25 protein-coding genes are annotated in these 23,173 nt (G+C 64.9%); 12 read left to right on the top strand and 13 right to left on the bottom strand.

Annotation, left to right across the window (positions count from 1 at the left end):
• Window positions 1-9: 9 nt before the first annotated feature.
• Genes rpmF through mrf form a run of 3 tightly spaced genes read right to left on the bottom strand, consistent with a single transcriptional unit; the run spans window position 10 to window position 1,835 of the window.
• Complete coding sequence (gene rpmF, locus J3S28_RS22670) at window positions 10-183, bottom strand: 50S ribosomal protein L32 (protein WP_023962752.1); 174 nt, start codon at window positions 181-183, stop codon at window positions 10-12.
• Window positions 184-207: 24 nt separating this feature from the next.
• Complete coding sequence (locus J3S28_RS22665; protein ID WP_207843181.1) at window positions 208-474, bottom strand: type B 50S ribosomal protein L31; 267 nt, start codon at window positions 472-474, stop codon at window positions 208-210.
• Entirely contained in the window at window positions 471-1,835 is a 1,365-nt protein-coding gene (gene mrf, locus J3S28_RS22660; protein WP_307797344.1) for a ribosome hibernation factor-recruiting GTPase MRF, read from the bottom strand. The genes J3S28_RS22665 and mrf overlap by 4 nt, the downstream gene beginning before the upstream one ends.
• A 106-nt stretch (window positions 1,836-1,941) precedes the next feature.
• On the opposite strand from mrf, the gene rpmB reads away from it, so the two are divergent.
• The 7 genes from rpmB (at window position 1,942) to J3S28_RS22625 (ending at window position 4,768) form a co-directional block, all read left to right on the top strand.
• Window positions 1,942-2,178, top strand: a complete 237-nt coding sequence (gene rpmB, locus J3S28_RS22655) for a 50S ribosomal protein L28 (RefSeq protein WP_084894120.1) — start codon at window positions 1,942-1,944, stop codon at window positions 2,176-2,178.
• A complete protein-coding gene (rpmG, locus tag J3S28_RS22650) occupies window positions 2,179-2,343 on the top strand; it encodes a 50S ribosomal protein L33 (RefSeq protein WP_110468515.1) in 165 nt (54 codons plus the stop codon). It begins immediately after the preceding gene.
• Window positions 2,343-2,648 carry a 30S ribosomal protein S14 gene (gene rpsN, locus J3S28_RS22645; RefSeq protein ID WP_207843171.1) on the top strand — a complete coding sequence of 102 codons (306 nt, stop codon included), beginning with the start codon at window positions 2,343-2,345 and terminating at the stop codon, window positions 2,646-2,648. The genes rpmG and rpsN overlap by 1 nt, the downstream gene beginning before the upstream one ends.
• 34 nt (window positions 2,649-2,682) lie before the next feature.
• Entirely contained in the window at window positions 2,683-2,928 is a 246-nt protein-coding gene (gene rpsR, locus J3S28_RS22640; protein ID WP_207843168.1) for a 30S ribosomal protein S18, read from the top strand.
• Window positions 2,929-2,979: 51 nt separating this feature from the next.
• Window positions 2,980-3,444 carry a hypothetical protein gene (locus tag J3S28_RS22635; RefSeq protein WP_207843167.1) on the top strand — a complete coding sequence of 155 codons (465 nt, stop codon included), beginning with the start codon at window positions 2,980-2,982 and terminating at the stop codon, window positions 3,442-3,444.
• A gap of 47 nt (window positions 3,445-3,491) precedes the next feature.
• Window positions 3,492-3,740 carry a transcriptional regulator gene (locus J3S28_RS22630; RefSeq protein WP_237341969.1) on the top strand — a complete coding sequence of 83 codons (249 nt, stop codon included), beginning with the start codon at window positions 3,492-3,494 and terminating at the stop codon, window positions 3,738-3,740.
• A 77-nt stretch (window positions 3,741-3,817) separates the two neighbouring features.
• Window positions 3,818-4,768, top strand: a complete 951-nt coding sequence (locus J3S28_RS22625) for an AEC family transporter (RefSeq protein WP_207843164.1) — start codon at window positions 3,818-3,820, stop codon at window positions 4,766-4,768.
• 4 nt (window positions 4,769-4,772) lie between these two features.
• On the opposite strand, the gene J3S28_RS22620 is transcribed toward J3S28_RS22625, so the two are convergent.
• Window positions 4,773-5,912: a serine hydrolase domain-containing protein gene (locus J3S28_RS22620; RefSeq protein ID WP_207843163.1), complete on the bottom strand. Its 1,140-nt coding sequence runs from the start codon at window positions 5,910-5,912 to the stop codon at window positions 4,773-4,775.
• Window positions 5,913-6,097: 185 nt separating this feature from the next.
• Here J3S28_RS22620 and J3S28_RS22615 point away from each other — a divergent pair, with 185 nt between their 5' ends.
• Window positions 6,098-6,739 carry a DUF1707 SHOCT-like domain-containing protein gene (locus J3S28_RS22615; RefSeq protein ID WP_207843392.1) on the top strand — a complete coding sequence of 214 codons (642 nt, stop codon included), beginning with the start codon at window positions 6,098-6,100 and terminating at the stop codon, window positions 6,737-6,739.
• A 36-nt stretch (window positions 6,740-6,775) separates the two neighbouring features.
• On the opposite strand, the gene J3S28_RS22610 is transcribed toward J3S28_RS22615, so the two are convergent.
• The 3 genes from J3S28_RS22610 to J3S28_RS22600 form a co-directional block, all read right to left on the bottom strand.
• Window positions 6,776-7,822, bottom strand: a complete 1,047-nt coding sequence (locus J3S28_RS22610; RefSeq protein ID WP_207843162.1) for a fatty acid desaturase family protein — start codon at window positions 7,820-7,822, stop codon at window positions 6,776-6,778.
• Between the two features lie 163 nt (window positions 7,823-7,985).
• The gene (locus tag J3S28_RS22605) at window positions 7,986-9,989 is read right to left on the bottom strand and encodes a VWA domain-containing protein (protein WP_207843161.1); all 2,004 of its coding nucleotides are present in this window, start codon (window positions 9,987-9,989) and stop codon (window positions 7,986-7,988) included.
• 30 nt (window positions 9,990-10,019) lie between these two features.
• Complete coding sequence (locus J3S28_RS22600) at window positions 10,020-11,435, bottom strand: sigma 54-interacting transcriptional regulator (protein ID WP_372436064.1); 1,416 nt, start codon at window positions 11,433-11,435, stop codon at window positions 10,020-10,022.
• Between the two features lie 118 nt (window positions 11,436-11,553).
• Here J3S28_RS22600 and J3S28_RS22595 point away from each other — a divergent pair, with 118 nt between their 5' ends.
• Window positions 11,554-12,786 (top strand): CaiB/BaiF CoA transferase family protein, encoded by a 1,233-nt coding sequence (locus J3S28_RS22595; protein ID WP_207843159.1) that lies wholly within the window; start codon window positions 11,554-11,556, stop codon window positions 12,784-12,786.
• A gap of 95 nt (window positions 12,787-12,881) precedes the next feature.
• Here J3S28_RS22595 and J3S28_RS22590 read toward each other — a convergent pair whose 3' ends face one another.
• From J3S28_RS22590 to J3S28_RS22580, 3 genes are all read right to left on the bottom strand, one after another.
• Window positions 12,882-13,610 carry a sulfite exporter TauE/SafE family protein gene (locus J3S28_RS22590; RefSeq protein ID WP_207843158.1) on the bottom strand — a complete coding sequence of 243 codons (729 nt, stop codon included), beginning with the start codon at window positions 13,608-13,610 and terminating at the stop codon, window positions 12,882-12,884.
• 96 nt (window positions 13,611-13,706) lie between these two features.
• Complete coding sequence (locus tag J3S28_RS22585; RefSeq protein ID WP_207843391.1) at window positions 13,707-15,473, bottom strand: long-chain-acyl-CoA synthetase; 1,767 nt, start codon at window positions 15,471-15,473, stop codon at window positions 13,707-13,709.
• 153 nt (window positions 15,474-15,626) lie between these two features.
• Window positions 15,627-16,337 carry a GNAT family N-acetyltransferase gene (locus tag J3S28_RS22580; protein WP_207843157.1) on the bottom strand — a complete coding sequence of 237 codons (711 nt, stop codon included), beginning with the start codon at window positions 16,335-16,337 and terminating at the stop codon, window positions 15,627-15,629.
• A 209-nt stretch (window positions 16,338-16,546) separates the two neighbouring features.
• On the opposite strand from J3S28_RS22580, the gene J3S28_RS22575 reads away from it, so the two are divergent.
• The 3 genes from J3S28_RS22575 (at window position 16,547) to J3S28_RS22565 (ending at window position 19,232) form a co-directional block, all read left to right on the top strand.
• Window positions 16,547-17,551 carry a methionine ABC transporter ATP-binding protein gene (locus tag J3S28_RS22575; RefSeq protein ID WP_207843155.1) on the top strand — a complete coding sequence of 335 codons (1,005 nt, stop codon included), beginning with the start codon at window positions 16,547-16,549 and terminating at the stop codon, window positions 17,549-17,551.
• Window positions 17,548-18,264, top strand: coding sequence for a methionine ABC transporter permease (locus J3S28_RS22570; protein WP_207843151.1), 717 nt, complete (start codon window positions 17,548-17,550; stop codon window positions 18,262-18,264). The genes J3S28_RS22575 and J3S28_RS22570 overlap by 4 nt, the downstream gene beginning before the upstream one ends.
• A gap of 62 nt (window positions 18,265-18,326) precedes the next feature.
• Window positions 18,327-19,232, top strand: coding sequence for a MetQ/NlpA family ABC transporter substrate-binding protein (locus J3S28_RS22565; protein WP_207843149.1), 906 nt, complete (start codon window positions 18,327-18,329; stop codon window positions 19,230-19,232).
• Between the two features lie 74 nt (window positions 19,233-19,306).
• Here the strand turns inward: J3S28_RS22565 and purH are convergent, their stop codons facing one another.
• The 3 genes from purH to J3S28_RS22550 form a co-directional block, all read right to left on the bottom strand.
• The gene (gene purH / locus J3S28_RS22560) at window positions 19,307-20,884 is read right to left on the bottom strand and encodes a bifunctional phosphoribosylaminoimidazolecarboxamide formyltransferase/IMP cyclohydrolase (RefSeq protein WP_207843147.1); all 1,578 of its coding nucleotides are present in this window, start codon (window positions 20,882-20,884) and stop codon (window positions 19,307-19,309) included.
• Entirely contained in the window at window positions 20,881-21,489 is a 609-nt protein-coding gene (purN, locus tag J3S28_RS22555; protein WP_207843390.1) for a phosphoribosylglycinamide formyltransferase, read from the bottom strand. Before purN ends, purH begins: the two co-directional genes overlap by 4 nt.
• Before the next feature lie 80 nt (window positions 21,490-21,569).
• The gene (locus J3S28_RS22550) at window positions 21,570-23,126 is read right to left on the bottom strand and encodes a cell division protein PerM (protein ID WP_207843145.1); all 1,557 of its coding nucleotides are present in this window, start codon (window positions 23,124-23,126) and stop codon (window positions 21,570-21,572) included.
• Window positions 23,127-23,173 lie beyond the last annotated feature (47 nt).

Genomic DNA, 23,173 nt, shown 5'->3' with positions numbered 1-23,173 from the left:
TAGAGGCCCTCAGCGCTTGTCGAGATCGACGATGCCGAGCTTCACGGCCTTGACCAGGCGACGCGGCACGCGATGTGCAACACCGCCGACCTTGACCTCTTGCAAAGCCGGGTTGTCCGCTTTCCACTGCGAACGGCGGCTACGAGTGTTCGACCGCGACATCCGGCGCTTCGGTACAGCCATGATTCAGCCCTTCATTTCTTTCGTTTACGTTCCGGGGGTTGTGCGTGTCCGTTTGCCGTAGCGGCGCTCGAACTTCTGCACTCGTCCTGCGGTGTCCAGTACCCGCTGCGCACCGGTCCAGAAGGGGTGCGAGTCGGACGTGACATCGACAACCACTAGAGGGTACCGGTTACCGTCCTCCCAATCCAAAAAGACCTCGGAAGTGAGCGTCGACCGGGTGAGGAATGCCTTGCCCGTGGACGCGTCCTTGAAGATCACCGGCTGGTAGTCGGGATGAATGTTCGCCTTCATGACTTGTCCTCTCTTTCCGGGTTCTGCCCGGGGTTGTCAGGCTTTGGACCAGCCAAATCCTGTACTTCTACGAACCATTCAGCGGGTGGTTCTGTTCCCTCCAGAAGCGCTCGTTCGTCGAGCATGTCGTCACACGGATCGGCGTGGGTGACACCGAACGGGTCCGACAATCCATGCCAGCCCGCCTGGCCTGCAGCGAGCTCGTCGTCGGTCAGTACGGCCGCGGCCAGGGTTCGCCGGATGTGTCCCGGGTCGGCGTCGACCGAGACCGCGACGATCGAACTGCTGCGGTCGCCATAGAGCGGATGCCACCGCAAGGACGCCATCGCGAGCCGCTCGGGGTTGGCCTGGGCGACCTGATCGTCGGTCATCGCGGAGAGCCAGGTGCCGCCGGTGGCAATGCGCAGACCGCCGCCCGCGCTCTCGAGCCAGAGCGCCTCGTCGGGCTGGGTCGCCAACCAGAGCCGACCCCGTGCCGCCACCACCCCGTCGAGCAGGACGTCGATCGCGTCGTGGAGACGCTCAGGATGGAAGGGCCGGTCGGTCTCGAACTCGACCACCTGAACCCCGCAGTCAGGGGTCAGCGGTGGCTGCCCGCGCAACAACGGATCGTGCGGGCCCGTGATCACCCCCCTGCGCGCCCCGTCCGGTATCGAGGCGATCAGATTCCGCATGATCGTCGGTCCGAGCTTGCGTTGCGGGAGCTCCATGATGATCGGCGCGGTGGGGTTCAGGCGTTTGAGAACAGCGAACAACTTTGCCCCCGACCAGCCATCTGCCGCTTGACCGTGGACCACCAACGCGTCTGCGAAGTCGACGTGGCCCACAGCGAGCTGAGCCACCGTCCTTTCGTCTTCAGCAGAACCTCGGTCGTCTTCAGCGAGGATCCTGTCCCCGGTGGCGTCCTCAAGCCAGGTGCCCTCGTGAATGCAGCCGATCACCGCCTCGATCTGGACATCCAGGCCGGCCGGTCCGTCCACCTGTCCCGGGACGTCGGCGACGACCACGTTGGTGATCGCCCAGGACAGCGGCTCGGGTTCGAGCGCCGGGTCGAGGGCGAGCACGATGCGGTCGACGTTGCCGCGGCGGTGCAAGGCGCGGAGCAACGGCAGCACGTCTTCGCGCATGGCGCAGGACAGGCAACCGTGGTCCAGTGCGCTTTGTGTTGTGCGGGAATCCGCTTGACCGTTGAAGTCGGTGGTCGACACGGTTCGGACGATCGTTCCCACCCCCACGAGCGACAGGTCGTGATGGACCACCGCGGTGCCGGGTACCGCGAGGGCCTCGGCACTGCGGATGGTGGCCCCGCGATCGAAACCGGCGACGATCACCAGCGGGGTCTTGTTGACCAGGCGGGTCACTGAACACACTCCTATCGGGAATCGTTTTCATTTGCTGAGTGTTGAAGGTACAGTCCGAATCGTCGGTTGTCGACAACCATTCCCATTAACAACGAGGAGGGCCCCGATGTCCGCGCACTGCCAGGTCACCGGCCGCAAACCCGGCTTCGGCAAACAGGTGTCGCATTCACATGTGCGCACCAGTCGCCGCTGGAATCCCAACATCCAGCGACGTCGGTACTACCTGCCCAGCGAGCACCGAACCATCACCCTGACGGTCTCGGCGAAGGGCATCAAGACGATCGACCGCATCGGCATCGAGGCCGCGGTCGCCAAGATCCGCGCGCAAGGAGACAAGATCTAAATGGCACGCAACGAGATTCGCCCGATCATCAAACTCAAGTCGACCGCAGGGACGGGATACACCTACGTCACCCGCAAGAACCGTCGCAACGATCCCGATCGGATGGTGCTGCGCAAGTTCGACCCCCGCGCGCGCCGGCACGTCGACTTCCGCGAGGAGCGCTGATGGCCAAGAAGTCCAAGATCGAGAAGAACGAGCAGCGCAAGCTGATCGTCGCGCGGTATGCCGAACGCCGCGCGGCGCTCAAAGAGGCCATCCGCAGCCCCAACTCGTCCGACGAGCAGCGCAGCGAGGCGCAACTGGCCCTGCAGCGACTCCCCCGCGACTCGAGCGCCACCCGCATCCGCAATCGCGACGCCGTCGACGGGCGGCCGCGCGGCTACGTCGGCAAGGTCGGACTGTCCCGCATCCGCCTGCGGCAGATGGCCCACGACGGCGAGCTCCCAGGAATCACCAAATCCAGCTGGTGACACCAGCATTCAACCCCCAGTAAAGGACCCCCTCATGGCCAAACGCCCCGCCAAACCCGACCTCCCGGCCAAGCGCAAACGGAACATGCTGCTCACGGCCGGCGTCACCACCGTGGACTACAAGGACACTGCCCTACTGCGCCAGTTCCTGTCCGATCGAGGCAAGATCCGCAGCCGATCGATCACCGGACTCGACCCGCAGCAGCAACGTCAGGTCGCGACCGCGATCCGCAACGCCCGCGAGATGGCACTCCTTCCCTACCCCGGCTCGTCCCGCTGATCGATCACTTTCTGCTTGCACAAGTGGAAAGTGATCCCTAAACTTTCCCCTATGGAAAGTGATGAGGCACGCGAACTGCTCACGGTGGCCGAGCGCGCCGAGGCTGCCCCCTACCTCGACTACCCGCCCACCCCGTGGTGGTACTACCCGGTCATCGGCGCCTGGGTAGCAGGCATGATCGGCGCGTTCGCCTGGTGGCGTGAGAGCATCCCGCTGTTCGTCGGAACGCTCGTCGTCCTGATCATCGCCGAGATCGCCTTCATCACCTGGATGCAGCGTCGCCATGGCTCACTGCCGCAGCCGGGCCGCGGGAAGCCGCCTGCGGAAATCGGCGTGGTGTGGCGTGGTTACTTCACGGCACTCCCCGTGGTCGCGCTGCTGGTTGCGGCGGCGTGGTGGGTGGGCGGCGTGGTCATCGCGGCCGCTGTTGCATTCGTGTTGGTCACCGGCGGACTGGTGATCTACGAGAAGCGCTACGAACGCGCTGCCGCGGCGACGCGCGCCCGCCTGACATGATCGACGGCCTCGATCCCGTCATACATGCCCCGAAGCGGTTGGCAGCCATGGCGATTCTCGTCAACAGCTCGTCGACGTCCTTCCGTTTTCTCAAGGAACACCTGGGACTGGCCGATTCCGACCTGTCGAAGCAGATGTCGGCTCTGGAATCGGCGGGGTACGTACGCGCATCGAAAGATGGTCACGGGCGGGGTGCGTCGACCACCTACACACCCACCGCCGCGGGCACAAAGGCCTACGAGACCCATCGCGCTGCCCTACGCGCGCTCCTCGACGGAGCCCCCGACCTCCGATGATGGGTTGTTCTGGCGAACGAAACCCCAGGTGGGACCCGCCAGAACAACCCATCATCGGGTGTACCTAGACTGCTGAGGTGTCAGGCGTAATCCAGGGTTTCACGGTGATCTTCATCGTCGTCTTCGTGGGATTCATCCTCGGCCGCACCGAAGCTCTCGGCCCTGGTGCAGTAATAGTGTTGTCACGCTTGGTGTTTTTCGTCTGCACCCCCGCATTGTTGTTCTCCTCACTCGCCAAAGCCGACCTCGCCGACGTCTTCTCGACGACGCTGGTGGTCGCCGGGGGCAGCGCGTTGCTGATCGGCGCGGTCTATTTCGTGATCGCCCGGTGGCTGCTGAAACGGCAGATCCCCGAGGCGACCATCGGCGCGCTGTCGGCGTCCTACGTGAACAGTGCGAACCTGGGTATCCCGATCGCGATCTTCGTTCTCGACGACGCCTCGTTCGTGGCCCCGCTGCTGTTGTTTCAGATCATGGTCTACTCGCCGCTGGCGCTGACCGCCCTCGATCTCACCGCGGTGGGACGTACCGATTCCGACGGCGTCACCCGTCGAATATCGTTCCGCGACACCGTCGTGACGCCGTTCACCAACCCCATCGTGCTGGGCGGAGCGGCCGGCCTGGTGATCTCCATCATCGGGGTCACCCTGCCCGAGGCGGTGATGGAGCCGTTCGACATGCTCGGCAACGCGTCGGTTCCCGGGGCGCTCCTGGTGTTCGGGTTGTCGCTGACCGGCGTCAGCGTGTTGCAGAAGGGGCAGAGCCCCCGCCGCGACGTCGCGCTCGCCGCCTTTCTGAAAATGGTGGTCCAGCCCGTGCTGGTGTACTTCCTCGCCCGATTCGCCTTCGGTGCCACCGGCCACGAACTGTTCGCCCTTGTCGTGATCGCCGCGCTGCCGACCGCTCAGAACGTCCTGGTCTACGCCACGCGATATCAGCGCGGCGTGGTGCTCGCGAGGGATTCGGCGTTGGTCACGACACTGATCGCGATACCGGCGATCGCCCTGATCGCCCTTCTACTCGCCTGAGCCCCTAAGCGATCGGATGGTCCGGTGCGATCAGTGCCGCGATGTCAGTGGCAAGCGGGTACGCGATGTTGCCCTCCTGCGTCCCCTTTTCGGTGGGCGTCGCGGCGACGGCGATGGTCACGGTGCCGATCTTCGAACGGTGGGCAGGTAGCGTCAGGACCGTCGAGGTGTATCCGTTGAAGAACGGATTCGCGTAAAACCAGTCGTTGTTGACGAACACGCCGAGCCCGTACGAACGCGCGGTGGTCAGAGTGCCGGCACCGAACGGTAGACCGGCCAACCCCTGGTCGGTGAGCTCGCGGTAGCCGTCCTCGCCAAGGAACCGTGAGGACCCCAGCAACGCATCGAAACTCGAAGCCGCGTCGTCGATGGTGGTCGTCTGTACGGACCCGTTGGCGATGGTCCACGAAGGATTCCAGTCGATGGTGTCCTCATAAGCACCGCGATCGGTGCTGAACCCGTGCAGCGCCGGCGCCGGGATCGCCGGTCCCTGGTTCGACACCGTCTCGCTGAGTCCGAGCGGATTCGAGATGTAGGTGCGCAACAAGTCGGCGAGTGGCGTGCCGGTGGCCTTCTCGAGTACCAGACCCAGGATCACGTAGTTGCTGTGCGAGTAGCCGAACTCCGTTCCGGGTTCGAAGATGCGTTCCTGGGCGAACGAGAACGACAGCAGCTCGTCCGGGGTCCAGTTCTTGTAGACGTCGGCCAGGTTCTGCTCGGTGAACGACTCATCGGTGACGTAGTCCGGGTAGCCGGCGGTCATCGACGCGAGCTGGCGTGGGGTCACCTTGTCGGCGTACGGCAGATCGGGACGCCATGTCGAGATCGGCTCGTCGAAGCCGACGATGCCCCTCTTGTCCAGTTCGACCAGCAGCGCGCTCGTGTAGGTGATCGCGATGGCCCCGTTGCGGAAGTGGTCCCGGGTCGTCGCAGGCACACCCGGCGCTGCCTCGCCGAACGCGAGATCGGCGACGACCGTGCCATTCACCCGGACCTGCACGATCGCTGAACGCAGATTGCCGTCGCCGACGGTGTCGAGAATCAACTCGTCGACCGCGGCGGGCAAGTCGAGTTCGGCTGCCGCCGGGGCGGCGGTGATCGACAGACCGACCGCCATCGCGGCCGAGATGGCGAGGGCTGACATGACTCTGGGCAAGCGGAACAACGGCATCGGGTCCTCCGGTCTCGGATGAGAAACGATATCCCGGCGCCGACTCCCGGGCACCGCGAACGACCGCCACACTCGAGACACGGCCCCTGGTCTGTGGGGTAGTCCTGGCCTGTGGTCGCGACCGACCGTCAGCGGCTAACCTCACAAGGGTGAGTGACCTGATTCCTTCAGAAGACCCTGACCAGGGCCGCAGCCGCCTGCGAGCGAGCGACAGCGACCGAGACTTGGTTCACCAGATCCTGTCCTCCGCGATGAGCCAAGGTCATCTGAGTCCGGTCGAATACGAGGAGCGGGCCGGTAAAGCCGTCGCGGCCAAGACATTCGGCGAACTCGATTCGCTCACCGATGATCTGCCCGTCAACCAGCTGACCACACCAGCGGTCGCCACCTCGCGCCGGGTGAATCAACCGTCCGCCGGTGTCGAGGTGATCACCAGTCGCGTGGCCGTGATGAGTGGTTCCGAACTCAAGGGTCGGGTCGCCGTCGGCGAGCATCTCAACGCATTTGCTCTGATGGGCGGAGTCGAGATCGATCTGCGCGACGCCGAGTTCACGTCCGATCAACTGACGATCCGCGCCAACGCGATCATGGGCGGCATCGAGATCGTCGTGCCCCACGATGCGACGGTGCGGATCACCGGGATGGGCATCATGGGCGGCTTCAGCGGCAGCCGTAACGCCGAGGGCAAAGGTGTCCCCGGCGCCCCGACGATCACCGTGAGTGGCCTCGCCATCATGGGCGGCGTCGAAGTGGTACGCCGAAGTCCGCAGGGTGAAGGGAAGACCTCGCTCGACAAGTGACGACGCCCTCGGCACCGCCCGGGGTGTCAGCGCGTGTCAGCGATACGCCGCGACGAACGGGCACTCGAACGGATCCGCAAATCCCATGCCCACCCGGTTGAGGTACGTGATGACGATGCCGTAGGACTCGACCAGGCCTGCTTCGGTGTAAGGGACATCGTTCTCCAGGCAGTACCGGCGGACGAGCGGCCGGGCCTGCCGCAGGCTCGCACTCGGCATGCTGGGAAACAGGTGGTGCTCGATCTGCAGATTCAATCCGCCCATCGCCCAGTCCATCGCCCGACCACCGCGGACGTTGCGGGAGGTACGGACCTGACGCTCGAAAAAGTTCACCCGAACGTCTTTCGGCACAATCGGCATCCCCTTGTGATTGGGTGCGAAACTGGCGCCCATGTAGAGCCCGAAGACCACCGACTGCACGATGAGGAACACCGCGCCGACGCCCCAGCCCATCGCGCTGAACACGAGCACCGGGAAACCGATCAACCGGATCGAGAGCAACGCGAGCTCGAGGCGGCGCCGACTCGGGCGGGTGCCGTCGAAAAGGACTTTCAGCGACTCGAAGTGCAGGTTCACCCCTTCGAGGGTGAGCATGGGGAAGAACAGCCAGCCCTGGTGGGCCCGAATCCAGCCCTTGAGGCCGCCGGTGTCCTCGAAATCTTCGGGCACGAACATCAGCGCACCGGTCGCGATGTCGCCGTCCTTGCCGATCTTGTTCGGATTCGCGTGATGCTTGGAGTGTTTGCCCTGCCACCAGCCATATCCGAGACCCACGATCAGGTTGCCGATGAGTCGGGCAGCCCACTCGTTCGCCTTGCCCGAGGCGAACACCTGCTTGTGGGCGCTGTCGTGCGACAGAAATGCCGTCTGGGTGAACAAGATTCCGAATACTGGAGCAATGGCTATTTGCCACCAACTCGAACCGAGCGCAAAGACCACACCGAACGTGGCGAGAAACGCGCCGAGCAGCAACGCGAGCCTGCCCGCGTACCAGCCGATCCTGCGTTCCAGCAGGCCAAGGGCTTTTACCTCGGAAAGAAGGTCGGCATACAGTCGAACCTGATCGTTCCGGGTCGCATCCATGCCTGAACAGTATGGTGTGGCGCCCGATCGTGCATCCAACTCCGGACGGAGTGTGGACCCCCTACTTCAGGACTAGTACCGGTCCTCACCCACCGAGCGCCAGAAATACGAGGACGCGCCACTTACCGGTGGAGCGTCCTCGCACAGGCGGAGCGTGGCCGGGTCAGCGCCTGCCCCGACGGCGTTTGCCGCCCAGGTAGTCGCCCACCACGGCCGCACCGAGTCCGTCGAGATCAGGGGCCACCACGCGCCCCGACACCCTGCGGGCCATCTGGTCGACGAACTGCACCAGGCCCGGGTCGTCGCCGAGCCGGAAAATACTGACCTGAGCGCCCATCCTGGCCACGTTGTCCAACTCCCGGACGGTCGCTCCGAGGGTCGCAGGATGCGGCGGGTAGTAGAAGAACGGCTCACCACCCGGGAGCAGATGAGCCGTCGGCTCACCGTCGGTGACGATCAGCACCACCGGCTGGGCGTTCGGATGCTTGCGAAAATGCCGCTGCGCCAGCAACAGCGCGTGATGCAGATTGGTGCCCTGCTGCCGCATGCCGTCGAGGCCGATCAGCTCACTCATCTCCAGGGTGCGGGCGTAGTGCCCGAACGAGATCAGTTCGAGCTCATCGGAGCGGAACCGGGTGGAGATCAGGTGGTTGAGCGCCATCGCCGTACGCTTCATCGGCGTCCAGCGATTCTCGAGCCACATCGAGAACGAGGTGTCCACCAGCAGCGCGACCGCGGCCTGGCTCCGCGCCTCGGTCTCCCCGACCTCCACGTCGCGGACGTTGATCCGCACGCCGTCGCGGAGCATGCCGTTGCCGGCGTGCAACTTGTCCGGATCTTCGGATATGGTGCGCAACACCGCATTCGAGACCGTTCGGGTGACATCCCACGGTTCGGTGTCGCCGAACTCCCATTCACGAGAAGAGCCCGTGGGCTCCCCCGCCTGTCCCGACCGTCGCGTCTGACGGTCGCCGCCGCGGCCAGAGAGCTGCTCGGCCACATCCTTGAAGATCGACTGCCCCAGTTGCCGCATCGCCTTGGGCGACAGCCGCAATTGACCGTCGCTGCCCTTTTCGAGCAGGCCCTGTTCTTTGAGAGCCTTCTCCAGCTCGGACAAGGTCCTGGCGTCCACAGCCGCGTCGGCACCGAGCTGGCGGGCCAGCGCGTCGAGGTCGACGTCATCGAGATGGGCGCCCGAATACTGTTGCGAAAGTTGCTCTGACAGAGATTCCAACTCAGCGAGATCTTGCAGGGCACCGGCACCTTCGCCCATCCCCATCCCCTGGCCGCCCTCGAAGTCCTGGCCTTCGCCCCAGCCCATACCCGGACGGGCCTGCTGCAGTTGCGAATCCATCTGGGCGAGCTGGTTCATCAGATCCGGTGATCCGAAGGCCTGCTGGGACAACTGATCGAGCTCGGCGCGCTGCTCGTCCGACAGAGAGTTGTAGAACTGCTGCGCGGCAGCGGCACGGGCGGCGAGCGAATCGATGAGCTCATCGGTGTTCTTCGGGTTCTCCGGAAAGAAGTCACCGTGCTTCTCCATGAACTCCCCGAACTGCTCGGAGGTGTCCTCGCCGCGGTTATGGGCGGCCAACAGCTCGTTGAGGTCTTTGAGCATGTCCGCGATACGTTGCCGGTCTTCTTCGGTTGCCCCTTCGAGGGCCTCCTTCATCCCGGCAAAACGCTGGTCGAGCAGCTCCCTGCCCAGCAGATCTTTGATCTTGTCGTACTTCTCCTTGGCCTCGGGACTGCGCCAGTCGTAGTTGGCGAGGTCCTGCACCGCCTGCGCGGTGGACGTCGGGAGGTTCTGTATCTGCATCTCGGCGAACCGGGCCTCGTCATCGAGGTCGCGGGCGAGTTGCTTGCGCTCATCGAGTACCGCGTCGTCGAGCAGCTGACGAATCTCCTCGAACGTTCCGTTCAGATTGCGCGACTTCAGGATCTCTTCGCGCCGCTTGTTCACCATCTCGCGGAGTTCGTCGAGTCCACGCATGTTCTCGCTGCCGCGGCGCAGGTATTCCCTCATCGCGGCCTGCGGTGAGCCACCGGCCATCACGTCATCGCCGATGGCATCGAGTGCGTCACGCAGGTCGACGGGCGGCGCGAGCGGATCGGGTCCACCGGTGTAGCGCAAATATCGTGCGCGATGAAAATTACTGCGGGCCATGTTGTTTCCCGTCGAAAGATCTAGTGGTGTCTAGCCATAAATGGTCTGGCCTTCTTCGTCGGCCTCTTTGCCGATCCGCCGCGCCAGGAACAGCCCTTCGAGGGCGAGCTCCAATGCGCTGGCCCGCTCACCTTCGTCGGTGATGTCGAAGCGTTCGGCGATCTTGTTGACGACCGGCTCCGTGCCCTCGGGCATCGAACCGAGCAGCTGCGACGCCGAGACCCGATCACCGGTGACGATCGGTTCGCTGGCCTCGAGCGCGGTGACGAGCGTGGCCAGGTCGACCCCACCGAGGTGTGCTCGAACCGTGTCTGCCGTCGACTTCCGAAGGAGGTGCTCGAGGATCTCGAGTTCGCGGCCCTCTTCCCCGGATTCGAACTCCACCTTGCCGCGCAGCACCTCGATCACCGACGAGAGGTCGACGATGCGGGCCACCGGGAACTCCTCGCCGAGGACCGCCGACCGGTGCAGCGCCGCGGCCGCGACGGTCTCGGCGCCGGCGATGGCGAAACGTGCCGAGACACCGGAGCGCTGATCGATCGCCGGATGATCACGCACGTGCCGGGTGAACCGGGCGATGATCTCGATCAGGAACGTCGGCACGGTCGCCATCAGGTCGGCTTCCTGCTCGATGACCGCGATCTCGTCGTCCAGTTCGATCGGGTAGTGAGTGCGGATCTCGGCGCCGAAACGGTCCTTGAGCGGAGTGATGATCCGACCGCGGTTCGTGTAGTCCTCGGGGTTCGCGCTGGCCATCAGGACGACGTCGAGCGGCAGCCGCAGGCTGTAGCCGCGGACCTGGATGTCGCGTTCCTCCATCACGTTGAGCATCGCGACCTGGATCCGCTCGGCGAGATCGGGCAGCTCGTTGATGGCAACGATGCCGCGATGTGCCCTAGGGATCAGGCCGAAGTGGATGGTCTCGGGGTCGCCGAGACTGCGACCCTCGGCCACCTTCATCGGGTCGACGTCGCCCACGAGATCGCCCACCGAGGTATCCGGGGTCGCGAGTTTCTCGCTGTACCGCTCGCTCCGGTGCAACCAGCTGATGGGCAGGTCTTCCTGCAGGTTCGCGGCTTTGCGGATGGATGCCGGGGTGATGGGCTCGAAGGGGTGCTCGGCCAGTTCTGAGCCATCGATGACGGGCGTCCACTCGTCGAGGAGTCCGGAGATGGTGCGCAGCAGCCGGGTCTTGCCCTGGCCGCGCTCGCCGAGCATGACGACGTCGTGCCCGGCCAGCAAGGCGCGTTCGAGCTGCGGGATGACGGTGGCCTCGAACCCGAGGATCCCGGGCCATGGATCGTCACCCGCGCGGAGCTTCGTCAGCAGGTTGTTGCGGATCTCGTCTTTGACGCTGCGCTGCACATGACCCGACGCGCGCAGCTCCCCGAGGGTGCGCGGCGAGGGGTGGGCAGTGGTGATATTCGCGGTGTGGGGTGTGCTCACCCCTTCCACGCTACGAGCACTACCGCAGAAACGCACTCCTTTACGCCTGCAGAGGAACCGTCGGCGCCGTTCCAGGGGTGTCGATCGACCCGGCGAGTCGATGGGTGAGACTGGATCGATGGTGGAGAACACGGTGCAGAACACACAGTTGCCGACGGGCGCACTCGACGGAGTTCGGGTGCTGGAATTGGGCTCACTGATCGCCGGCCCGTTCGGCGCCCGCCTGATGGGTGACCTGGGTGCGGACGTCATCAAGATCGAGGCACCAGGCAAGCCCGACCCACTGCGGGGCTGGGGCCAGGCCGAGCGCGACGGACATCGTTTTTTGTGGACCGTCTACGCCCGCAACAAACGAGCGGTCACGCTGGACCTGCGCAGCGACCGTGGCCGCGAGATCTTCCTCCAACTCGTCGACTCGGCGGACATCATCGTGGAGAACTTCCGGCCAGGGACGCTCGAAAAGCTCGAACTCGGTTACGACGTGCTCCGCGAACGCAATCGGGGCATCATTCTGGTGCGGGTGTCAGGATATGGACAGACCGGACCAGACGCGGGTCGAGCCGGTTACGCGTCCGTCGCCGAGGCCGTCAGCGGCCTGCGCCATCTCAACGGCTATCCCGATCAGCCTCCGCCTCGACTCGCGCTGTCGCTCGGGGACACGCTGGCGGGCATGTTCGCTGTGCACGGAGCGCTGGCCGCCCTCTACCGGCGCACGATCACCGGAGAAGGTCAGATCGTCGACACCGCACTGAATGAATCCTGCCTGGCGATCCAGGAATCCACCATCCCTGATTACGACCAGGGCGGCATCGTCCGTGGCCCTTCCGGTACCCGGCTCGCGGGTATCGCCCCCTCGAACATCTACCCCACCGCGGAGGGCCGGATGGTCGTGATCGGCGCCAACCAGGACACCGTCTTCACGCGGTTGTGTGCGGTGATGGGGCAGCCGGAGTTGAGCAGCGATCCCCGGTTCGCCACCCACAGCGCACGCGGCGAGAACCAGGACGAACTCGACGAGCTCATCGCCGCCTGGACCGCCGAACAGCCGCACGACGGTTTGATCGAGCGGCTCAGCGATGCCGGAGTCGTTGTAGGACCGATCAATACCGTCGCCGAGGTGATCAACGATCCCCAGCTGATCGCCCGGGGCATGATCGCCGACCACTTCGACGAAAGGATCGGCGAGAACGTCCGCGGACCGGGCATCGTGCCGCAATTGACGGGCACCCCTGGCCGGATCCGGAACGCCGGGTCGGCCACCCCTGGCCAGCACAACTCGGAAGTCTATGGCTCGCTGCTGAATCTGAGTGAGGACGAACTCGGCGCGCTGGCAGAAGACGGGATCATCTGAGCCGCGCCCTGGGATCAGCCCCGTATGGGAGGGCGAATGGCGTATTGCCATCCCAGGTCCGAATCGCGACCGATCTCAGGGGGAAAGTCGACCCTCTAACGGAATGCCAGCCAGATCGCGAGCCCGAAGCCACTGAACGCGATGGCGACGCGCAGCACGGCGACCGGTAACCGGGCTACGACAGGTGGTCCGATCCACCCGCCCGCAAGGCAACCGATTCCCATGCTCGCCGCCGCCACCCAGTCGATCGAGAAGAAGAACGCGAACGCCACCGATGCAACGAGATTCGACGCGCACAACAGCAGCGACTTGAGCAGCGTCGCCTGGAACATCGTCTGACCGGTGGCCAACAACGCCAGTGCCATGAAGATGATCCCGGCACCGGCACCGAAGTAGCCGCCGTAGATCCCGATGACGAAGACGCCGATCCCGAACACCGTCGGCGCGTCCCGGTGGCCCGAGAGCCGCCTGATCAGCGGTTGGCACAGCACCGCAAGTGCGGCGAATGCAACGAGATACGGGACGAGGGCCTCGAACGTGGTCGCCGGGGTGAGCAGCAGGACCACCGAGCCGACGAGACCGCCCGCTGCGGCAGCGCCCAGAAGGAGACCGAGTCTGCGGTCCAAGGTGATCGACGCACGAGCCTGTGTCGCACTCCCGATGCCGACCGGGATCAACGCGACCGTGTTGGTGACGTTGGCCGTGATGGGCGGTAGACCCACCAGCAGCAGAGCCGGATAGCTCACGAGTGAGGCGATACCGGTCACGTACCCGACCACGCCGGAGAAGAAGCCGGCGACAACGAGGAACGCCACTTCTGCCACAACGCCGAAACCTACCCCACCCGTGGGATGGGTCGCTCACCGGCGGTGAGGTGAGCACCGATTGCTTCAGCCTCGGCGAAAGGGCCCAGCGCCGAGCTACTTGCGCGGGAGGGTGCCTGCCGCGACCTCGGTGGCGTATCCGTCATAGAACGGCGCGTAGCCGTCGGTACCGCCGACGTACACGTAGACGTCGTCGTCGCCGGTGTCGGTGTAACCCTCGTCCCGCAACGCGACCTTGACGCTCTTGAAGGTGGAGGTGTGTGCCAGTTCCCTCACCACACGAACAAACAGGGGCATCGCGTAGGCGGGCAGGTGCCGGCCGAGGTGGTCGGTCAACACTCGGGTGTCGAGCGACTCTCCGCCGGTGAGAATGATGGCCGCCATGCCCGCGCGTCCATCGGTCCCGGGGACCTCGACACCGAACACCACCGACTGTGCCACCTGCCCAGAACCGTCAAGCACGTTCTCGACCTCCGTGGTGGCGACGTTCTCGCCTTTCCACCGAAAGGTGTCACCGAGCCGGTCGACGAAGGCGATGTGTGAAAACCCCTGCCCGCGAACGAGGTCACCGGTGTTGAACCACCGGTCCCCGTCTTTGAAGGCGTCGGTGACGATCTTCTTCGACGATGCCGCGGGGTCGGTGTACCCGTCGAACGGAACCCGCTTGCTGATCTGCGACACCAGCAGTCCCGCAGAACCTTTGGGGAGCTTGATCAACCGGCGGTCTCTGCCCCGCAGCGGCTCACCGGTATCCGGATCGTAGTCGACGATCGCATAGGGCAGCGGACAGAACCCAACCGTCTTCGCCACGTTGAACAAGTTGATGAACCCGATGTTCGCTTCGCTGGCCGAGTAGAATTCAACCACCCGCGAGATTCCGAACCGTTGAGTGAACTCATCCCAGATACCCGGACGTAAACCGTTGCCCACCACCAGGCGAACAGTGTGTTCCCGATCCGCAGGCACCGGCGGCTGGGCGAGCAGGTAGCGGCACAACTCACCGATGTAGCAGAAGGCAGTTGCCCTGTTGAGTGCGATGTCGTCCCAAAAGGTGGAGGCGGAGAATCTTCTTCCGATGGCCAGGCAGGCACCGCTGGTCAGCACCGCCGCAAGGGACACCGTCAGCGCATTGTTGTGATAGAACGGCAGCGATGCGTACATCGTATCGTCTTTCCTTAAACGTATTCCGACACCGCCGATTCCGGACATCGCCGCCAGCCACCGCGAATGGGACATCACGCTCGCTTTCGGCATCCCGGTGGTACCTGAGGTGAAGATGTAGAACGCTGTGGTCGAGGCGGGCAGTTGCGCCGTGATCGAAGGATCGCGGTCGGACAGGCCGATTGATTCCTCGGCCAGGTCGAGAAAACTCAGGGTCGTCGCCGGCATCGCATGCTCGGGCACGGCATCGAACACCTCGCAGACGTCAGGATCCACGAGCAAGATCTTCGCCTTCAGCAAGCCGAGACTGTGCGTCAGCACCTCGCCGCGCTGGTTGTGGTTGAGCATGCCCGCCGTCGCGCCCAACTTGACGGTGGCAAGCATCGTGAGCACGATGGCCGGCTGGTTCTGTGAGCAGATGGCCACCACATCACCGGCCCCGACCCCGCGGGCGGTGAGCAACGCCGCGTACCGGTTGACCGTGCGGTTGGCCTCCGTGTACGAGATGGATTCACCTTCGAAACGTAGGAACGGTCGCTCGGAGTGTGCGGCCGCGACTTGCTGAAACCGCTTGCCGATGGTCATCTTCCGCGATCGGCGGTGATCGGCCAGAGCGGGCAGACTTCGCGCGATGGACGGAAGATCGTGTCGCATCTCCGCGATCCCGGCAAGCAGTTCGCGCAGTCCGATGGTGTGGCCTATATCCCCACGGCCTGACTTCCCGGCGCCGCGTTCGCCGACCCCACCCGTTGCCTTGCTGACCACTCTGCGCTCCCCTGTATCCGGCGACTACCGAGCCCATCCGCACCGTGGAGCAACCCTAACGCAGAACAAATGACGTCGGGTCCACTTCAGTCAGGTGGGATCGCCGAACCGCATGACCGACAGCACCGGCCGCGCGCGGTGGCGAAAACCGATCGACTCGTACAACGCGATCGCATTGTGGTTGATCGATGACGCATGGAGGAACGGCACATCCCCACGAGTGCAGATGATTTCGGCCACGGCACCGACAAGCGTCGTCGCGAGCCCGCGGTTCCGAAAGCCCGCTTCGACGCACACAGCGCTGATCTCCGTCCAGCCCGCCGGATGCATCCGCTCGCCCGCCATCGCGACGAGTCTGCCGTCGTGCCGGATTCCGAGATAGGTGCCCATGTCGATGGTGGAAGCAAAGAACGGTCCGGGCCGGGTCCTCTCGACGAGGTCCAGCATCTGCGGCACGTCAGCGTCGTCCAGGACCTCGACACCGGCGGCGTCGGCGTCGGCGTCGGCGTCCCTGATGTCCTCGCCGGTCATCTGCACGACCTCGAACCTGCGCAGCAGGTGGACCGGATCCGGCGGATCATCGGTGTAGTTGCGCAACGTGAACTCGACGCCCGGACCGACCAATTCAGCCAGATCGTGCCAGTCCCGAGCATCTGGGTGGGCCGGATACGCGATGAACCGGGCAACGTCGGGTCGGTAACGCAGGATCCGACCACGTTGCTGGGCGAAGCGCCGATGGGCACCGCGCAACGACGACCCGACGGGGTCGTCGAGTGGATGTGCATGTTCGAGATCGATCACCGGTCGACTATGTCACCACAACCAGATGGATCACCGCTTACAACTGTCGCGATCGAAAGTCCGCCCGGACACCCTCTGTCATGGAGAAGGGTCTGTCCAGTTGGGGTCACGCTGATCGCAAAGCTGTGCCGATCCGCAGCCGGTGGCCAGGATGACTCGCGTACCGGCGCGCCTGGCGTCGGACCACTTTGCTGAGAAAGACACACTCCGTGATCGAAGTAGAAAAGCTCGGGAAGATCTATGGCTCCGGACCCGCCGCGACCACCGTCCTCGACGACGTGAGCTTCACAGTCGACCCGGGAGAGATTTTCGCCATCGTCGGCCCCAGCGGAGCCGGAAAGAGCACGCTCGCGCACTGTTTGAACCTGCTGGAACGGCCGACGTCCGGAAAGGTGGTGGTGAACAACCAGAACCTCACCGAACTCGGGAGCAGCGCGTTGCGCGACGCCCGCCGACGTATCGGGACCGTGTTCCAGTCGTCGAGTCTGTTGTCACGCCGCACGGCAGCCGAGAACGTGGCTTTGCCGCTGGAGTTCCTGGGCGTCACCAAGGTCCAGACCCGGAGCAGGGTGGCCGAACTCCTCGACCGTGTCGGTCTCACCGATCGCGCGCACCTGTACCCGCATCAACTCTCCGGCGGTCAGCGCCAGCGAGTCGGCATCGCCCGCGCCCTCGCGCTACGTCCATCGGTGTTGTTGTCCGACGAAGCGACGTCCGGGTTGGATCCGCAGACCACCGATTCGTTCCTGGAACTCCTCCGTGAGGTTCGACTAGAGCTCGATCTCGCCGTGGTGTTCATCACGCACGAGATGGACACCATCGTGAAGGTCGCCGACAGCGTCGGCAGGCTCAATTCTGGGCGGATCGTCGAAAAAGGGTCACTCGTGGACCTTCTCACTGATTCGACGTCGGTGCTGGGTCGATCACTGCGGCCTCGTGGGACATCCGCAGAGCCAGGACCCGGGCAGCGGTCGGTCGAGTTGACCTACAACTCCGCGAACGTACCCACCGACTGGATCACCCGCATAGGCACCGAACTCGCCATCCCCGTCGCCGTGCTCGGAGCCGCCGTACAGGTCGTCGATGGGGTGTCGGTCGGCTCGGTCACGGTGTCGATCCCCGACGAGGTCGCTACGGCATTCATCGACAGTGCCGCCCGCCACGGGCTGGCCGGTACGGTCACGACCTCGTCTGAAGTCGAGGTGGCCGCGTGAGTACCACCGCCCATCTGGCGGCGATCACGGTTCCCACCAACGAGATCCCCGATCTGTTGATTCCGGCGTTCGTCGACACCTTGACCATGGTGTCCATCGTGATGGTCATCGTGCTGCTCGTCGGAGTACCTCTGGGTGCGACCATCCACAACCTGGCCCCTGGTGGTCTGTATGAGAACAAGGCCCTGCATTCCCCTCTGTCCTGGGTGATCAGTATCGGACGTTCCCTACCCTTTCTGGTCCTCATGACGTCGATCATCCCGCTGACCCGGTGGATCACCGGTACGAACATCGGCATCCCGGCCGCCGTGGTTCCGATGTCGCTCGCGGGTGTGGCGTTCTTCACCCGGATCGTGGAGAACTCTCTGCGGTCGGTGCCTCCCTCGGTGATCGACGTGGCCCGGGCTTCCGGCGCCTCGAACAGTCAGGTGATCTGGAAGACCCAGATCCCGGAGGCCCTACCCAACATCGTTGGTGGACTGACGATCAACACCATCGCGATGATCGAGTACTCCGCCATTGCCGGCACGATCGGCGCGGGCGGTCTCGGGTACATCGCCGTCACCTACGGCTATCAGCGGTTCGATCACGGCGTCATGATCGCGACCATCGTCACCCTGGTGGTCACCGTCGCGCTGATTCAGATCATCGGCGACGCGCTCGTCCGCCATCTGACGCCGGGACAAAGTCTGCGCGCCCGCACCACCGTCTGATCAGGCCACTCTTTTCCCGAATACGCCACAGCTCTGCCACTTTCGTCCACCAGAGGAGAAACATGACCACCACCACGCCACGACCTACCGGAGACCCCGGCGGCTTCGACATAAAGGCACGCAAACGTCTGCCCGTGTACATCGCGATCGGCGTGATCGTGGTCGTCGTGCTGGCGTTCGCCGGGTGGCGATTCTGGGGCGGCTCGGACTCCAAGTCTCCCAACGAGACCGCCGGCGCCACCCTCGAGATCGCCACCGCGGAGGGCAATGCGGCCGAAGAGGCGCTCGTGAACTTCATTGCCGAGAAGGTCGCGCCGAACTACGACCTGAAGATCAAGTTCAAGGGCCTCGCCGACAGCACCACCATCAACAGGGCCGTCAGTGACGGTGAGATCGCAGGCACCATCTACCAGCACAAACTCTGGCTCGGCCAGGTGCTCGAAGCCAACCCGGACTTCAAAGAAGAAGCGGCAACACCGGTCTTCCGCTGGGGATTCGGCATCTGGTCCGACAAGTATTCCGATCCCGCTCAGCTACCCGACGGCGCCACCGTGTCTCTGTACTCCGACCCCGCCAACGAGGCCCAGGGTTTGTGGTTGCTCGAACGTGCCGGCCTCATCGGACTGAACCCGACCGCCGACAAGTGGGCGGCGACGCAGAAGGACATCGTCTTAAATCCCAAGAACCTGCAGTTCACATTGCTCGATTTCGCAGCACAGTCACGAGCCCTGCCCGATCTCGATGCTGCCGTGGGTTACACCGAGTACTACCTCGCCGCCGGAATCGACGTGACCAAGCAGATCTTCGCCCCGCCGGCGCCGGACGAGTTCGCCGGCCAGCTCACCATCGGCAGCAAATGGAAAGACACCGAGAACATCAAGAAGCTCATCCAGGTCTTCAGGGATCCCGCGGTCCAGGAATACCTCGCGACCGATCCGCAGGTGAAGAACATCCTGCTACCCATCTGACCCGACCGGAAGTGGTGGCTTGTGGTGAGGCCCACCTGGGCTTTTACTTGCCAGAACCCACCACTTCCGGGCGGTCAGTGGGCGAAGTGGCGCGCGCCGGTGAGATACAGGGTGATGCCGGCGTCGTGTGCGGCACCGATGACCTCGTTGTCGCGGATCGAACCACCGGGCTGCACAACTGCTTTCACGCCGCCGTCGATGAGAACCTGCAGGCCGTCGGGGAACGGGAAGAACGCATCGGACGCGCCCACACTGTTCATCGCCCGCTTCCCTGCCCGGGTCACGGCCAGATGCGCCGAGTCGACGCGATTGACCTGGCCCATGCCCACCCCGACGGACGCTCGATCGGAGGCCAGCAGAATTGCGTTCGACTTCACAGAACGGCAAGCCCGCCAAGCGAATACGAGGTCGGCCAGGGTGGCGTCGTCTGCCGGATCACCGGCGACGAGTTGCCAGTTCGCCGGGTCGTCGCCGGACGCGTCGAGGATGTCGCGCTGCTGCACGAGCAGGCCACCCGACACCGGCTTGAACTCGACCCCGGCTCGCTGCGGTGGCTGCGCGAGCAGCACCCGGACGTTCTTCTTGCGAGTGAGCACTGACAGGGCGCCGTCCTCGAAGCCCGGGGCAACGATGACCTCGGTGAAGATCTCGGCCACCTGCTCGGCCATCTCGGTACTGACCGGACGATTGGAAGCGATCACTCCGCCGTAGGCGCTGACCGGGTCGCAGGCGTGTGCGCTGCGGTGTGCGGCGGCGACATCGTCGGCCACCGCGATGCCGCACGGGTTGGCGTGCTTGATAATCGCAACGGCCGGATCGGTGAAGTCGTAGGCGGCGCGCCAGGCGGCGTCGGCGTCGGTGTAGTTGTTGTAGCTCATCTCCTTGCCGTGCAGCTGCTGTGCCTGCGCGAGCCCCGGTGCATCGGAGGTGCTGACGTACAACGCCGCACTCTGGTGTGGGTTCTCGCCGTACCGCAGTACCGACGACCGCTCCCACGTCTTGCCCATCCAGACCGGGAAGGCCGAGACCGAGTCGCCGTCGGCCTCCGGTGCAGCCACCGAACCCATCCACGTCGCCACCGCGGTGTCGTAGTCGGCGGTGTGGCGGAAAGCCTTCGCTGCCAATGCTTTGCGTTCGTCCAACGTGAACCCGCCGGACTCGACGGCAGCGAGCACGGCCTGGTAATCGCCCGAGTCGACGACCACACCCACCGAGGGGTGGTTCTTCGCCGCGCCGCGGACCATCGACGGACCGCCGATGTCTATCTGCTCGACGCACTCGTCCGGGGTCGCGCCTGATGCGACGGTGTCGGAGAACGGGTAGAGGTTGACGATAACCAGTTCGAACGCCGCGACACCGAGATCGGCGAGCTTCTCGACATGCTCCGGCTTGCGGGTGTCGGCCAGGATTCCGGCGTGGACGGTGGGGTGCAGTGTCTTCACCCGGCCCTCGAGGATCTCGGGGAATCCGGTGAGGTCGGAAACCTCGATCACCGGAACCCCGGCTTCGGCGATCTTCTTCGCCGTCGACCCGGTCGACACGATCTCGACGCCACCGGCGTGCAGCCCCTTCGCCAGCTCGGCGAGCCCGGTCTTGTCGTACACACTCACCAGTGCACGGCGAAAGGGCTTGCGCTGCAGGTCATTACTCACGGGATGTAGGCCTTTCGTCCTTCGATGACAACACCTTTGATGGCGATCGAACGCACCACTGCGACGAGCAGCACCCGTTCGACCATCTTGATTCGCTCGTGCAGCGTGATCTCGTCGTCGGCGGGATTCACCGCGACGGGCGCCTGTGCAAGTATCGGTCCGGTGTCGACGCCCTCGTCCACCAGGTGGATGGTGGAGCCGGTGACCTTGACGCCGTGCGCCAAAGCGGCCGGCACCGCGTGAGCACCGGGAAACGAGGGCAGCAGCGCCGGGTGCGCGTTGATGATGCGGCCACCGAATCGGGCCAGGAAATCGGCACCCAGAATCCTCATGAAACCTGCAGACACCACCAGGTCGGGCCGATGAGCGGCGACGGTGTCGGCCAGGGCGCGGTCCCATTCTGCCCGGTCGTCGGTCATGGGCACGACGGTCGTGGGCACTCCGCGGCGCTCCGCCGATTTCAGCGCTGCGCATTCACGATCGGAGACGACGGCCGCCACGGTCGCCGGATATTCGTCGTCCTCGACGGCGTCGAGCAGCGCCGAGGCCAACGACCCGGTGCCCGACGCGAGGATCACGACGGTCAGCGATTCGGCAGACGGGATGGCGTCCAGGACTGGGCTCCTCGAACTCGGGTCGGAGATGAAGTGCCGGTGAGGCAGATTCGAGCCTAATGGCCCCGACTTCAGCGGGTTCGCCGGGTACCGAAGTCGTCGGTGGACACCAGTTCCTCCCCCTCGACCGCAGGCGCGATCGGGGCGGTGCCGGTGGTACTCCAGTCGGCGAACCCCTCGACCGAATCCTCCGCTGTCCCCTCCCACTCGAGGTCGACAACCCAGTCGTCGGTGTCCCAGCCGTCGATGACGGGAGCAGAGTCCACGTCGCCGACAGCGTCGCGGATGTCGCCTGCGGTCTGCCGGTATTCGATCTCGGGTTCCGCCGGCGGCAGATCCACCTCGTCGTGATCGGAGTCGTCCTCGAATGCGTCGTCCGAGACGTGGTCGTCGTCGAAATAGAGGTTGCCGACCAGGGCGGCCCTCGCACGCCTGGTCCCCGGCAATGCGCTGTACCCGAGCGCCGTCACGGCACCTACCACCGCAACCCAGCCGAAGGTGAACACGCCGACCAGGGGAAGGTTCACCCCCACTGCGCCCAGCACGCCGAGATCCCCACCGGCGAGCGTCGCCAGCGCGACGACCAGCAGCGACGATGTCGCGGCGGCAACGGCGACCGTGCGGATGTTGCGCAGCAGCGAGAGATCGAGACACAGCCGCGCGACGCCGAAGGACACCACCGCGACGAAAACCAGCAGCAGCGCGCTCCACCGGCCGGCGCCGCCGTCGGGCAGTACCGCCAACACGGGAAGCGGTGGCACCTGTCCGCCGTGCGAACCGAACAGATCCACCAGGGCGCCGCCCACCTGCACCGGCGCCCCGATCAGCGCGGCCGCCGTGCCGATCAGGACGTTGGGCAGGTAGAGCACCGAGAGCAAAGTCAGACCGAGTGCGCCGAACCAGCCGTTACCGGCCTCGAACAGTTCGCCGGCCACCGACCAGTTGATCACCAAGCGGACGGCCACGAGCATCGCTGCCACGCTGAGCAGCGCGACCACGACGATCACGCCGCAACGCACACCCTTGAGCACCCACGCCGGCACCCCGAGCCGCACCACGATCGTCGACCACCACTTGTATCCGACACCGATCACCGCGCCGGTCAATTGGACGACGAATGTGCATGCGAACGCCAGGAGTGCGTCAGGACTCTGGACGGTCATCACGGTGGATGCGTCCATCAGGACGGCGAGCGAGAGAATCGTCGCGAGCAGTGGCCCACCGACAGCGGACAACACCACCGCCGTGACCTCGGATTGCGGGCGGTCGATGTCGGTGGCGCGGGCCGTGGCCCGGGCGGTGATCCCGACCATCACGAAGGTGGGGGCGAGAGGCAGTACACCGAGTGTCACGTCGCCGACGGTCAGCGGGACCTGATGGATGCCGAGCCACATCGATGCGACGGTGGCGGGAACGCTGCCGAGACCGTCTCCGACGGCGAGCAAGATGATGGAAACCACGATCGCCAGTAGCAGTAGCGTCGCGGCGGTGGTCCCGAATGCCAGCCGGACCAGGGCGCGGGCCGAATCGGCCGCGCCGGCTTCGGCAGCGCGCCGCGATCGGCGCATCTCCCTCAGACGCGCAGCGAGATTGTCCCCAGAAGGATTTTCCGCTGTAGAGCTGGCCACCCTTGTCAGGGTGTCATTCGCCCGGCGAACGGCCGTGCAGGCGCGCC

The sequence above is a fragment of the Williamsia soli genome (assembly GCF_017377795.1).
GTDB lineage: Bacteria > Actinomycetota > Actinomycetes > Mycobacteriales > Mycobacteriaceae > Williamsia > Williamsia soli.
This window is presented reverse-complemented; position numbering and strand designations above follow the sequence as displayed.